General features: G+C 65.4%; 14 protein-coding genes and 1 pseudogene. 8 read left to right on the top strand and 7 right to left on the bottom strand.

Going from position 1 to position 12,769, the window contains the following annotated elements:
- Positions 1-534: pseudogene (locus tag BKY59_RS06710) on the bottom strand (hypothetical protein); the annotation flags it as partial.
- On the bottom strand, positions 531-785 hold the full coding sequence (locus BKY59_RS06705; protein ID WP_076069935.1) for a hypothetical protein: 255 nt from the start codon (positions 783-785) through the stop codon (positions 531-533). The gene BKY59_RS06705 and the pseudogene BKY59_RS06710, both read right to left, overlap by 4 nt.
- Before the next feature lie 137 nt (positions 786-922).
- Here BKY59_RS06705 and BKY59_RS06700 point away from each other — a divergent pair, with 137 nt between their 5' ends.
- From BKY59_RS06700 to BKY59_RS06690, 3 genes are read left to right on the top strand one after another with little or no spacing between them, the layout of a single operon-like run.
- Positions 923-1,156 carry a DUF433 domain-containing protein gene (locus BKY59_RS06700; RefSeq protein ID WP_129586239.1) on the top strand — a complete coding sequence of 78 codons (234 nt, stop codon included), beginning with the start codon at positions 923-925 and terminating at the stop codon, positions 1,154-1,156.
- The gene (locus BKY59_RS06695; protein ID WP_076069932.1) at positions 1,153-1,476 is read left to right on the top strand and encodes a DUF5615 family PIN-like protein; all 324 of its coding nucleotides are present in this window, start codon (positions 1,153-1,155) and stop codon (positions 1,474-1,476) included. Before BKY59_RS06700 ends, BKY59_RS06695 begins: the two co-directional genes overlap by 4 nt.
- A 40-nt stretch (positions 1,477-1,516) precedes the next feature.
- Complete coding sequence (locus tag BKY59_RS06690) at positions 1,517-1,747, top strand: BrnA antitoxin family protein (protein ID WP_076069929.1); 231 nt, start codon at positions 1,517-1,519, stop codon at positions 1,745-1,747.
- A gap of 52 nt (positions 1,748-1,799) precedes the next feature.
- Here BKY59_RS06690 and BKY59_RS17290 read toward each other — a convergent pair whose 3' ends face one another.
- The 3 genes from BKY59_RS17290 to uvrA all read right to left on the bottom strand — a co-directional run bounded on the left by BKY59_RS17290 (position 1,800) and on the right by uvrA (position 5,746).
- Entirely contained in the window at positions 1,800-2,201 is a 402-nt protein-coding gene (locus BKY59_RS17290; protein WP_129586238.1) for a hypothetical protein, read from the bottom strand.
- A gap of 121 nt (positions 2,202-2,322) precedes the next feature.
- On the bottom strand, positions 2,323-2,781 hold the full coding sequence (locus tag BKY59_RS17050) for a DUF4062 domain-containing protein (RefSeq protein ID WP_083671935.1): 459 nt from the start codon (positions 2,779-2,781) through the stop codon (positions 2,323-2,325).
- 49 nt (positions 2,782-2,830) lie between these two features.
- Positions 2,831-5,746, bottom strand: a complete 2,916-nt coding sequence (gene uvrA, locus BKY59_RS06680; protein ID WP_076069926.1) for an excinuclease ABC subunit UvrA — start codon at positions 5,744-5,746, stop codon at positions 2,831-2,833.
- 304 nt (positions 5,747-6,050) lie between these two features.
- Here uvrA and BKY59_RS06675 point away from each other — a divergent pair, with 304 nt between their 5' ends.
- From BKY59_RS06675 to BKY59_RS17280, 5 genes are all read left to right on the top strand, one after another.
- The gene (locus tag BKY59_RS06675) at positions 6,051-6,524 is read left to right on the top strand and encodes a DcrB-related protein (protein WP_083671934.1); all 474 of its coding nucleotides are present in this window, start codon (positions 6,051-6,053) and stop codon (positions 6,522-6,524) included.
- Positions 6,521-7,831, top strand: coding sequence for a PAAR domain-containing protein (locus tag BKY59_RS06670; protein WP_076069925.1), 1,311 nt, complete (start codon positions 6,521-6,523; stop codon positions 7,829-7,831). The genes BKY59_RS06675 and BKY59_RS06670 overlap by 4 nt, the downstream gene beginning before the upstream one ends.
- On the top strand, positions 7,828-8,106 hold the full coding sequence (locus BKY59_RS06665) for a hypothetical protein (RefSeq protein WP_076069923.1): 279 nt from the start codon (positions 7,828-7,830) through the stop codon (positions 8,104-8,106). The genes BKY59_RS06670 and BKY59_RS06665 overlap by 4 nt, the downstream gene beginning before the upstream one ends.
- A gap of 674 nt (positions 8,107-8,780) precedes the next feature.
- Complete coding sequence (locus BKY59_RS06660) at positions 8,781-10,463, top strand: long-chain-fatty-acid--CoA ligase (protein WP_076069941.1); 1,683 nt, start codon at positions 8,781-8,783, stop codon at positions 10,461-10,463.
- A gap of 35 nt (positions 10,464-10,498) precedes the next feature.
- Positions 10,499-10,846, top strand: a complete 348-nt coding sequence (locus tag BKY59_RS17280) for a hypothetical protein (RefSeq protein WP_129586235.1) — start codon at positions 10,499-10,501, stop codon at positions 10,844-10,846.
- A 45-nt stretch (positions 10,847-10,891) separates the two neighbouring features.
- Here BKY59_RS17280 and thyA read toward each other — a convergent pair whose 3' ends face one another.
- Both thyA and BKY59_RS06650 read right to left on the bottom strand, forming a co-directional pair.
- Positions 10,892-11,815: a thymidylate synthase gene (thyA, locus tag BKY59_RS06655; protein ID WP_076069921.1), complete on the bottom strand. Its 924-nt coding sequence runs from the start codon at positions 11,813-11,815 to the stop codon at positions 10,892-10,894.
- Between the two features lie 140 nt (positions 11,816-11,955).
- On the bottom strand, positions 11,956-12,769 hold an 814-nt coding region (locus BKY59_RS06650), incomplete at its 5' end, for a DsbA family protein (RefSeq protein ID WP_338056517.1).

Below are 12,769 nucleotides of genomic sequence, written 5' to 3'. Positions count from 1 at the left end.
GGCGCGGGCGGGGCCGGCGTCGGCGGCGATCAGGTCGAGATAGGCGTCGAACCCGGCGGCGACGGTGCGCGCGGCGCCGGGCACGCCTGTCGGTCCGCCGGCGGCGGACGCGGACGCGGGGATGGTGTCGGCGGCCTGGCGGTCGAGCCGGGCGAGCATCATGAGGCCGAGCCGGTTGTCGTAGCGGTGCCGCTCGATCACGCTGCCGTCGGGGCGGGTGATGGTCTCGACCTGCCCCTCCAGCGCGCGGGCGACGAGCGTGTCGGCCAGCCGTTCGCGCGCGTGCAGGTTCGCCGCGGCCCAGCCGAGCGCGAAGGCGGCACCGGGCGCGCGCCTGCGGAAGCTGTAGGCGGCAGTGGCGGTGAGCCCGACGGCGCGCGCCGCATCCTCCACGGTGGCGCCGTCCGCGATCGCTTCGAGGAAGCGCTTCTGGCGCGCCGGGATCCAGCCGTCGTGGCGGGCGGGGAGCGGGGCCTGGACGTCGGGGGCGGGGTGGCCCGGCTGGGGGACTTGGACTGGGACGGGGGCGGTCATGGCTGCTTGCCCGCGGCGCGTGCCGCCTGTGCGCGGCGTGCGATCAGGGCGGCATTGTGGTCGCGCACCGCGACGACGACCGGGTTCACGGGCAACGGCGCACCGATCCGCCCGGCGGCGATATGCGCCAGCCAGTCGCGGACGGCGGGATGGTCGTCATCGACGCGGGTCGGGTCGATCCGGTGGGCCGGGGGCGTGGCCTGATCCGGTCGGACGACCGGAGCGGCGGGCGGATGCGGCAAGCGGGGCATGGACGGTCCTCCGGATGTTCCAAGGGGACCGGGGAGATATGCCTGTTCGGGGTGTGTAGGACAGGATTTTCGTGGGGTCGGGACGGCGGGCCGGCGTGGTGCTTGACCGGAGTTTGCGGACATCGCACATCTCCATCATGCAGATGCACGGCTTTCCACGACTGGCGATCGATCCGGCGGTCTGCGGCGGACGACCGGTCGTGGCCGGCACGCGGATGCGGGTGGTCGATATCCTCGAGATGCTGGCCGACGGCGCGAGCGAGGCAGAGATCGTCGCGGACTTTCCCTATGTGACGGTCGATGACGTGCGCGCCTGTCTGCGCTTTGCGGCACGGACTGCGGATCATCCGGTCGTCGCGGCGGCGGAGTGAGGTTCCTCGTCGACGCGCAGCTGCCGCCGGGACTCTGCCGATGGCTGGCGGGGCGGGGGCACGACGCAGTTCACGTCAGCGATGTTGGGTTGCTCGCCGCTGCTGATGGCGTGATTGCAGATTATGCCGTGGCGGAAGATCGAATCATCGTGAGCAAGGACGAGGACTTCGTGATCCTGCGCCTGCCGGATCGGTTCGGATTTCTGTGGCTCCGGTGCGGCAACGCCAGCAACGTGGCGCTGCGCGATTGGCTGGCGGTAAGGTGGGACGCGATTGAACCGATGCTGGCTCGTGGGGAACGGTTCGTCGAAGTCGTTTAGTCATAGCGCGCGACGGCATGACGTCGGCACAGAGGGTGCGGTGAGCGAAGAGAAACCAGATACGCCGATTGAGTGGGACGATGCGCCGGAGTGGAGCGACGAGATGTTCGACCGTGCCGAGATCAGCGTCGGTGGCAAGGTCATTCGTCCCGCTACGGGGACGCTGACTCGTGCGGGTCGATCGCCGTTGGGTACGGCGGCCAAGCAACAGGTGACGTTGCAGCTGGACCCGGACGTGGTTGAGAAGTTCCGGGCGGATAAGCCAGGGTAGCAATCGCCGATCAACGCAGCTTTGCGGGTAGCGGTAGGGCTCGGTTCGGAGGCTAAAACGGAATGTCTTCGTCTAGCGGGTCAGTAATTTTAGTTTTTTCGTAAATAGTGTACTTGACGGAAATCTTTTGCCAATTATCGAGAGCAATGATTTTTAAACGTAGGTCGTCTTCGAATAATGACTTTAGGATTTGAACTCGGCCGATCATTTTTCCTGACTGAAGTGTATTATTTTCCCACTCGAAATAATCGTCATCAGTCTCAAACACTGTCTCAGGCTTAAAAGTTCGTGCTTTCATCCATGCATCGAGTTCAAGTTTGTTAGTAAAATAGACTCGGTACGGAATTTTCATCTTCTCCCGTATCTCGCCAAATATTGGATGAGATGTCAGTAATATGTCCTCAACAATAGAGTCTCCACGATTGCGTTCGGCAGCAAGAACCTCTGCCAGCATTCTTGATGTTTCTAGCGATTGCCGAAGTTCAGCGACTAAGGCGACCGAGGGCTGACTCGCATTCGTCAAAAGAAGACGTTGAAATAATCCAGCCCATTGTTCCTTAAGTAGAACAACAATATCATGCGATGTCGAAGGCCATTACAGCATTGCTATACGGAAGATCATAAATTTCTGTGATGTATTCAAATATCCGCTTGTCATTGACAGACTGCAAATTAACCTGCGCTTCCCGGTTGTGCGAGTATGTACGATACTCGTTATATACATCTCGCTCAATAAAAATATAAACCTGTTTTCCGCTCTCGGTTGCGGTATTTAATTCGGCTTGGGAAATGGAATAATGTCCACGAGTTGAATTTGTACCAATTTTACCACCGATGATCGAGACTAAGATATCACAATTCTCAATCTCACGGTGGCAATACTCCTCGAGAGGGGATTCGCTTCCGTAGGCCACTTGTCCCCGCTCGAAAAGCACGGGATCATATCCTTGATCCCGAACGAAATGTTCAAGGTCAGTTCTCAATGTCTTTAGGTCATAGTATGTTGAACTGATAAAGACCCGTGGTTTCGCCATAGATAATTTCCCCCCGAGAAACTGTAGAGAAAGGTCAATCTGGCCGCTCTCAAACTTTCTTAGTTTGTAGCAACGGCTTCAAATACCCGCCCGTGTAACTCCGCGGTTCCTTCGCGACCTGCTCGGGCGTCCCAACGGCGACGATTTCGCCGCCCTTGTCGCCGCCTTCGGGGCCGAGGTCGATGACCCAGTCGGCGGTCTTGATGACCTCCAGATTATGTTCGATCACGACGACGCTGTTGCCCTGTTCGACGAGCGCGTGGAGGACCTCCAGCAGCTTGCGGACATCCTCGAAATGCAGGCCGGTGGTCGGTTCGTCGAGGATGTAGAGCGTGTTGCCGGTGGCGCGGCGCGCGAGTTCCTTGGCGAGTTTGACGCGTTGCGCCTCGCCCCCGGACAGCGTGGTCGCCTGTTGCCCGACCTTGACGTAGCCGAGCCCGACCTCCGCCAGCATCGCCATCTTGTCGCGGATGGGGGGGACGGCCTTGAAGAACTCGACCGCGTCCTCGACCGTCATGTCGAGCACGTCGGCGATGCTGCGGCCGCGGAACTTCACCTCCAGCGTTTCGCGGTTGTAGCGGTGGCCGTGGCAGACGTCGCACGTGACGTAGACGTCGGGGAGGAAGTGCATCTCGATCTTGAGCACGCCGTCGCCCTGGCACGCCTCGCACCGGCCGCCCTTGACGTTGAAGCTGAACCGCCCGGGCTTGTAGCCGCGCGCCTGGCTTTCGGGGAGGTTGGCGAACCAGTCGCGGATGTTGGTGAACGCGCCGGTGTAGGTGGCGGGGTTGGAGCGCGGGGTGCGGCCGATCGGCGACTGGTCGATGTCGATCACCTTGTCGAGATATTCAAGGCCGGTGATGGTTTCGTGGTGGCCGGCCAGCATGCGTGCGCCGTTCAGCGTGCGCGCGGCGGTGGCGTAGAGCGTGTCGAGCGTGAAGGTGGACTTGCCCGAGCCCGACACGCCGGTGATGCAGGTGAAGGTGCCGAGCGGGATCGAGGCGGTGACGTTCTTCAGATTGTTGGCGCGGGCGCCCTTCACCGTGACCTTCTTGCCGTTGCCCTTGCGGCGCTTGGTGGGCAGCGGGACCATGCGGCGGCCGGTGAGGTAGTCGCCGGTCAGGCTGTCGGGGTTGTCGAGGATCTGCTGCAGCGTGCCCTCCGCCACGATGGCGCCGCCGTGGACGCCCGCGCCGGGGCCCATGTCGATGACATAGTCGGCGGTGCGGATCGCATCCTCGTCATGTTCCACGACGATGACGGTGTTGCCGAGATCGCGGAGCCGCTTCAGCGTGACGATGAGGCGGTCGTTGTCGCGCTGGTGCAGGCCGATCGAGGGTTCGTCGAGCACGTAGAGGACGCCGGACAGGCCGGAGCCGATCTGCGACGCGAGACGGATGCGCTGGCTTTCGCCGCCGCTGAGCGTGCCGGACGTGCGGTCGAGGCTGATATAATCGAGGCCGACATTGTCGAGGAAGCCGAGCCGTTCGACGATCTCCTTGAGGATCGGGGCGGAGATCTGGCGCTGCTGGTCGTTGAGCTTGTCCGGCATGGCGCGGAAGAAGGCGAGCGCGGGGCCGACCGCCCGCCTGGTGGAGAGCGAGATGTCCTCGCCCGCGATCCTGACGGCGAGCGCCTCCGGCTTCAGGCGCGCGCCGCCGCAGACTTCGCAGGGGGCGGCGGACTGGTACTTGGCCAGTTCCTCGCGCATCCACGCGCTGTCGGTGGAGAGCATCCGGCGTTCGAGGTTGCCGATGACGCCTTCGAACGCCTTTTCGACCTCGTAGGACTTGCGGCCGTCGATGAAGCGGAGCGTGACGGCCTTGCCGCCGGTGCCGCGCAGCACGACGGCGCGCTGCTCCTCGCTGAGCGCGTTGAAGGGGGTGTCGAGCGAGAAGTCGTAGGCCTTCGCAAGGCTGGCCAGGACCTGCATATAGTAGGGCGAGGGCGGGTTGGATTTCGCCCAGGGGACGACCGCGCCCTTCTTGAGCGAGAGATGTTCGTTGGGGACGACGAGCTGCGGATCGAAATAGAGCTTCTCGCCAAGGCCGTCGCAGGCGGGGCAGGCGCCCTGCGGTGCGTTGAACGAGAAGAGCCTCGGTTCGATTTCGGCGATGGTGAAGCCCGAGACGGGGCAGGCGAACTTTTCCGAGAACACGATGCGGTTGTCGGGGATGTTCTTGCCGGCGACGGACTTCTTCTTCGCCAGCGCCTCGTCCGCGGGGATCGCGTCGGCAGGGGCGGGCGCGTCGACCAGGTCGACATAGACGAGGCCATCGGTGAGCTTCAGCGCGGTCTCGAAGCTCTGCGCCAGGCGCGTCGCGATGTCGGGGCCGACGACCATGCGGTCGACGACGACCTCGATGTCGTGCTTGTACTTCTTGTCGAGCGCGGGGGCGTCCTCGATCTCGTGCATCGTGCCGTCGATGCGGACGCGGGTGAAGCCGGCCTGCTGCCACTCCGCCATTTCCTTGCGGTACTCGCCCTTCCGCCCGCGCACGACGGGGGCCAGCAGCAGGAAGCGCGTGCCGGCCGGGAGTGCTGCGACGCGGTCGACCATCTGGCTGACGGTCTGCGCGCTGATCGGCAGGCCGGTGGCGGGCGAATAGGGGATGCCGACGCGCGCCCAGAGCAGGCGCATATAATCGTAGATCTCGGTCACGGTGGCGACCGTGGAGCGCGGATTGCGGCTGGTCGTCTTCTGTTCGATCGAGATGGCGGGGGAAAGCCCCTCGATATGATCGACGTCGGGCTTCTGCATCAGTTCGAGGAATTGACGGGCATAGGCGGAGAGCGATTCGACGTAGCGGCGCTGCCCCTCCGCATAGATCGTGTCGAACGCGAGCGAGGATTTGCCGGAGCCTGACAGGCCGGTGATGACCACCAGCTTGTCGCGCGGAATCTCCACGTTCACGGATTTGAGATTATGTTCGCGCGCGCCGCGCACGGAAATATGGGTCAGCATGAAGCGGTCTGTTCCAGATTTGTTCGTGCGCGGCAAGCCGGCTCACGCCTGTCGGGCGGGAGATGGGTGGCGGGGTGCGGTGGGGCAAGGCTGGAGTCGCGACAGGGGGCCTTGCCCCGGCGCGGTATGGAGAAACGGTGGGCTTGCCGGCTGCGTCCGGGGCGGGGCGGGTGCGGTCCCGCGACCGCGTTTCAGTTGGGCAGTCCGGAATCGATGGACCGCCTGGCTATGTCACTGACCCTTTACATGAAGTAGGCTAGGCCTGATCCTGCATGACGACGGCGCCAGGCGAAGGGGGGAGCGGATGAGCGACGAGACGCTGTACGCGATCAATGAAGGCACGCTTCCACTCGACGTGCCGGGAACGTGGGAAGACCAGACGATCCACGTCCTGCGCGTGCCCGGTGCGGGCCGCGCGACCGCCAGTCTCGTCATCACGCGCGAGACCCTGCCGGTCGGCATGGAAGTCGGTGACTATATGCGCGCGGAGACCGGACGTTTGCAGGCGACGCTGCCGGAATTCACGTTGCACGGCCGGGTGCCGGTGGCATGGCCGGACGTGACGGGCGAGGCGCTGCTGACGCGCTGGCGTTCCACCGAAGGGACGATGGACCAGATCCTGACGTGCCGGCGGGCGAACGGGCGGCGGCTGCTGATCTTCACGGCGACCCACCCCACGCCGTTCCCCACGCCCGTATACGACGTGGTGATGGCGGCAATCGCCGGCTTCGTGCCGCGGGAGAGCGGATCGACCGGGCAGATCGGTGGCGGGGGATGAGCGGCGGCGCGCAGCCAGCGGCCCGGTTCCAGGATCCGGTCGCGCACAGCCACGCCATGGGCGGGTTCGTGGCCGGTGCGCTGATCGGACTGGCGGCCGCGGCGGGGGTGGCGGTCGTCGTCGGGATGGTCGCGACGGCGGCCGCGGTGGAAATCGCGACGGCGGGGCTGGCGACGCCGCTGGTGGCAGGCGTGGTGGTGACGGTCGGTGAGTTCGCGGTGAACGCGGTGGTCGGCGGTGCGCTGATGGGAATGGCCGAGGATGCCGGCGAGGCACTGGGATCGTCATCGATGGGCGCGCCGTCCGGGGCGATCAGCCAGGGTTCGCCGGACGTCCTCATCAACCGGCTGCCCGCGGCGCGGGTGACCGATGCAGAAAGCTGCGACGCGGGAAAGGTCGCGCAGGGATCGGCCAGCGTGTTCGTCAACCGCCGGCCGGCAGGACGCGTCGGCGACAAGGTGACGTGCGGCGCGGTAATCGTCGGCGGATCGCGCAACGTGTTCATCGGCGGTGGCACGACATCGCCCTTGCCGATCCAGTCGGAGGTGCCCGAATGGGTCCGGTGGGCGGCGGTGGTGGTCGGCATCCTGCCCGCGCTGGGCGGTGCCGCACGCGCGATCGGCCCCGCGCTGGCCCAGGTCGAGGCGACCGGCCTGGTGCGCGCCGCGCAGACCGGCGCCAAGGCGCTGGGACGCCAGATGGAGGCGCGGGCCGGCGGAGCGAGACCGCCCGCCGCGGTTGGCGCGGCGGGCGACGAAGCCCGTACCGCCGCCGCGGCCAAGCTGTCGTCAGCATCGACCAAGGCGGAGATCGAAGACGCCCGCGAGGGCTTGAAAAAGCTCAGTTACGAAGACCGGAAGGCCGTTCTGGACGAGTTCGCCGACCAGATGGACGTATCGACGAAGCCCGGGACGGCGACCTTCTGGTCGGGCGGCAGACTGTTGCCGACGGGTCCAGGCGGCGCGATGGAATGGAACTCGGCCAGATCCTGGGCCGAAGCCAAGGCTGTCACTGGTCGGACAACCATCGAGCAGACAAGCGGCGGACGCGTGCTCGACAAGATCGACATATTTCGCGGTTCCGATCCGTTGCTGAAGCCGGCGGATGCCAGCCGAGTCTGGGACACTGCCTCCGCCCGCTTCACCGGTGGCGCGAGCGGCGATATCCATGCCTATCTGGACAGCCCGCGGGCGGAATCGATCTACATCACCACAGAACGGCCGCGCATCGTCGAGGCGGTCAACTCGGGCACTGCTTCGCTGAAGGAGTTTGATCTCGCGCGTTTTCACGATTGGATGAACAAATGAATCTCTCCTTCAAGAAGATCAATCTTGCCGAAGCGGTGAATGACGAGGACGCGTCCGTGCGATCCATCGATCGGGAACTCATGGAATATCGCCGGAACGACTATCGTGCCGTTATCGAGGTGTTCTTTCGCGGCGGCGTGGCGGTCGCCTATGCACCGCAGTTGCCGACGCCGTATCCGATCGGGATGACCGCCGAGGCAGTGCTGGAGGAAATACGCAAAGGCGTCGAGGTGAATGCCGAGTGCGCGGTCGAATGGCGCGCCGCCGGGCGATAGAGCAGATGCAATGACCTTGACCGGCCTCGAGGATCTGCACCGTGCCCCGCCCGGCCGAGAGACGTGATCGACCCGTCCGCCGGTTGGCCTGTCAGTCCGGCGGGAGAGTCACCGTCGACAATCCGCGATGATGCGCAGGCTTGATCGGTGAACAATGGTCGGATCACGCCGCAACGGACCCGAGACGGGCAGGTGCCTGACAGGCCGGCTGCGTATCGCGTGGACAAGATACTGCCCGATCCGGATGACGTAGGCGATGATCCCTGAAACGGCCTCGGGTAGCCGTGCTGCGGATCAGATATGGTCGTGAATGGATTGCGGGATGAATGTCGACTTCAAGACGGTCGCGATCGGCAGGGCGGAAATGGCGAAGGCTCCGTGGGCGTCTATTCCGTGCGTGGATCGGATGGACCGCTGCCTGAAGGGATGTTGCTGCCGAGATCCAGGCCGGAGTCGCTGTGGTCGCGCAACGCAAGGTCAGACGGGACTGAATGCGCGATAACGCAGGAGTGGCTTGTCCCCGCCTGGCGCTCCCTCGTCCCGGTCGCGTCATCCTCGAAGCGCGGGTGTCCGCCGTTTCGCGGCAAGCGTCGGCTTCGTTACCGGATAGCGAGTGCCGTCTTTCCGTGCGGAACGGCGTTGCCCTGACCGTCAGTTCCGCTTACGTCAACGTCATGCGCGATCAGAATCTCTGGGCGACCGGCTATGCCCATCCGAAGCCATGGGACCAACGCTATCCGGCGATGACCGTGCCGGAGATGCTGGCGGGCGCGGTGGCGCGGGTGCCGCATGCGCCGATGATCGATTTCATGGGGCGGACCTATGGCTATGCAGAGGTGCTGGACGGGGCGCGGCGGGTGGCGGCGGGGCTGCATGCGATGGGGGTCGTGCGCGGTGACCGGATCGGGTTGTTCCTGCCCAATGTGCCGCATTATGTGGCGGCCTATTATGGCGCGCTGATGCTGGGCGCGGTGGTGGTCAATTTCTCGCCGCTATATTCGGTGGAGGAGCTGGCGCATCAGGTGGAGGACTCGGGCACGCGCGTGCTGTTCACGCTGTCGGCCACGGCGCTGCTGCCGACCGCCGTCAAGGTGCTGGCGGCGAGCGGGCTGGAGCGGCTGGTGGTCGGGTCGATCGCGGGGGTTTTGCCGCCGGCCAAGTCGCTGCTGTACCGGCTGCTGAAGCGCAAGGAGGTCGCCGCGCGGCCGGACGATGCGCGGATCACGACGTTTTCTGCGCTGATCGCCAATGACGGGCGGTTTCCGGAACCGGCGATGGATGCCGCGCGCGACGTGGCGCTGATCCAGTATACCGGCGGAACGACCGGCAGCCCGAAGGGCGCGATGCTGACCCATCAGAACCTGACCGCCAATGCGCGGCAGATCATCGACGTGGATCCGGAGGCGGGCGCGCCCGATCGGATCGTCGGGGCGCTGCCGCTGTTCCACATCTTTGCAAATGCCTGCGTGCTGAACCGGACGGTGGCGAACGGCGGGACGATGGTGCTGCTGCCGCGGTTCGATGCGGCCGCGGTGCTGGCGGCGGTGGAACGCACGAAGGCGACGAGCCTGCCGGGCGTGCCGACGATGTACCAGGCGCTGATGGACCATCCCAAGCTGGCGACGACGGACCTGTCGTCGCTGCGCGTGTGCATATCGGGCGGCGCGCCCTTGGCCGGGCCGGTGAAGGCGCGGTTCGAGGCGGCGACCGGCGCGGTGCTGGTCGAGGGATATGGCCTGACCGAGAGCGGGATCGCGGCGACCAATCCCTATGAGGGGCTGGCTAAGACGGGGACGATCGGGCAGCCGCTGCCCGCCACCACGATCCGGCTGGTCGACCGCGAGGATGCGACGCGCGATGCGCCGCCGGGCGAGCCGGGCGAGATCGTGATCCACGGGCCGCAGGTGATGGTGGGATACTGGAACCGGCCGGACCTGGGGCCGGAGCAGGACGGCGCGACCTTTGCCGGCGGCGGACTGCGCACCGGCGACGTGGGCGTGATCGACGAAGACGGCTATGTCCGCATCGTCGATCGGTTGAAGGACATGATCTCGGTCGGCGGGTTCAAGGTGTTCCCGAGCCGCGTGGAGACGGTGCTGTACCGCCACGACGCGGTGCGCGACGCGATCGTGATCGGCGTGCCCGACGCCTATCAGGGCGAACGGCCGAAGGCGTTCGTGACGCTGATGGAAGGGGCCGGGGTGACGGGCGATGAGCTCATGGCCTGGCTCAACCCGCTGGTGGGCAAGCACGAACGCTGCGTGGCGGTGGAGGTGCGCGACGTGCTGCCGCGGACGCTGGTGGGCAAGCTGAGCCGCAAGGAACTGGTGGCGGAGGAACTGGCAAAGGCTGGGTGAGGGGGCGAGCTGGCGATGTCAGCTATCGCCCAGTTGTGGACATTCGCAAACCCCGCCATGTTGCTTCGATGGAACCCCATCATCCGATTGAGCAGGAACGGCCTCGAAACGCCGGAGACGTCTGGGCAATGCTCATTGCCAACGTTGTAATCATAGAATTCCTCACCGCAGGCATGGCTCGAGGCCCCTATTCAAGTCGTGAGCAAGAGCTTTGGTATCGTTACGGTTCTCTCGGCTTTCTTTTTACTGGCGTCATTATACCGGCAGCTACAATGCTTGCTATTCGTCAGTCACGTTTTGTCGTCGCTTTTCTGAATGCATGGATGTTTGCAATCCTGCTTGGATTCATGTGGTTTGTGGCGATGTCGAGCGGGGGTGTTTGACGAAGCCTGCTTAACGTCCACTTACCACCACTTCCGGACATTCCATCAAACCGCCACCGGTGCGCTGATCCCCGCCATCGGGGTATAGTCGTAAACCTCGAAATCCTCGATGCGGTAGTCGAAGATGCTGTCCGGCCGGCGCAACAGGCGGAGTTTGGGGGTGCCTTGGGGCACGCGGCTGAGTTGTTCCGTCACGAGATGTTCGTGGTTCAGGTAGACGTGCGCGTCGCCGGCGGACCAGACGAGGTCGCCGGGTTCCAGGTCGCACTGCTGTGCGAGCATGCGGAGCAGGAGCGCGGCGGAGAAGGCGTTGAAGGCGTAGCCGAGGCCGAGGTCGCAGCTGCGTTGCCAGAGCATGCCGGACAGGCGGCCGGCGGCGACGTGATACTGGTACGTCATGTGGCAGGGGGGTAGCGCCATGCCGTCCAGCTCCGCGACGTTCCAGCCGGTGAAGATGTGGCGGCGGCTGCCGGGGTTGTGGCGAAGGCTTTCGACCAGCAGCGCGATCTGGTTGATGCCGGTCTGCGCGCGGACGAAGCGGCCGTCGGGCTGCGGCTCGTACACCGGCCAGTCGACCCATTGCTTGCCGTAGACCGGGCCGAGATCGCCGTAATCCGCCGCGAACGCGTCGTCGGCGAGGATCATCGCCTCGAACGTGGCGCGGTCGACGTTCGCGCCGGTGTCGCGATTGTAGCGGGCGAGCGGCCAGTCGGTCCAGATATGGACATTCTGTTCGATCAGCGGGCGGATGTTGGTGGAGCCGCTGAGGAACCAGAGCAGTTCGCGCGCGGCAACCTTCCACGCGACACGTTTCGTAGTGAGCAGGGGGACGGCGTCGTTCGCGAGATCGAAGCGGAGCTGTGCGCCGAACAGCGAGCGGGTGCCGACGCCGGTGCGGTCGCGGCGCTCGTCGCCGGTGGTCCAGGTGCGGTGGAGGAGGTCGAGATATTGTTGTTCGGGATGGGGCATTTCTCGGGAACTCCTGAGCCCCCCTCCTTCAGGGGAGGGATTGGGGTAGGGCTGACCTACTCGCCGTCGCGACGTTGCGGTTGGAGTGCTGTTGCCCCCACCCCAACCCCTCCCCTGAAGGAGAGGGGCTTTAGGAAGGATCAGCCCTTCCGCGCTTCGGCAATGGCTTCCTTGAGCGTGTCGTAGCCGACGGCGCCGGAGAGGATGCGGTTGCCGACGACGAAGGTGGGCGTGCCGGTAAGGCCGATGGCGCGGGCGAGCGCGAGGTTGTCGCTGATCTCCTTCGCCACGATGGGATCGGCGCGGTCGCGGGCGGTGGCGGCGGGATCGAGCCGGGTGGCGGCGACGACCTGCGCGGACTTCGCGTCGGTGGGCGATCCGGCGGCGAACAGTGCGCGGTGAACGGCGGCGTGGCGGCCTTGGCGCGCGGCGGCGAGCGCCAGCGTGGCGGCCTGTTCGCTACCCGGCCCCAGGATGGGGATTTCGCGGTAGACGATCTTGAGCTTGCCGTCCTCCGCCAACAGCCGATCGATGTCGCGCACGCTGGCGCGGCAGAACCCGCAGGCATAGTCGGTGAATTCGACCAGTACGACATCGCCGTTCGCGGCCCCGGCCCATGCGCCGCTGAACGGCGTCTGGAGCGCCGTGCGGTTCGTGGCGAGGACATTGTCGGTGTCGCGTTGCTGGAGCTTGGCGACCGCCTCCGGAATGATTTCGGGATGGTCGAGGATGTAGGTGCGGACCGCTTCTCCGAACGCAGCGCTGCCGGGGGCGGGCGCGGTGACGGCGGCGGGGGGCGCGGCGACGAGTGCCGCGGCCATGCCGGCGATCGCGAGGCTGCCGATACCGATCGTCATCTGCGTCTTCCTGTCTTCGAGCCAGCGGGTCGTGGGGGCCTGGGCGGCCGCGGCGGCAGCGGCGAGCGGCGCGGCCGGGGGCGGCGGGATGGGTGGC

Origin of the sequence: Sphingomonas montana (genome assembly GCF_001956315.1) — a bacterium.
In the GTDB taxonomy this organism is placed as follows: Bacteria; Pseudomonadota; Alphaproteobacteria; order Sphingomonadales; family Sphingomonadaceae; genus Sphingomonas_R; species Sphingomonas_R montana.
Note: the sequence above shows the minus strand (reverse complement) of the source record. Positions and strands in the feature narration are given on the sequence as shown.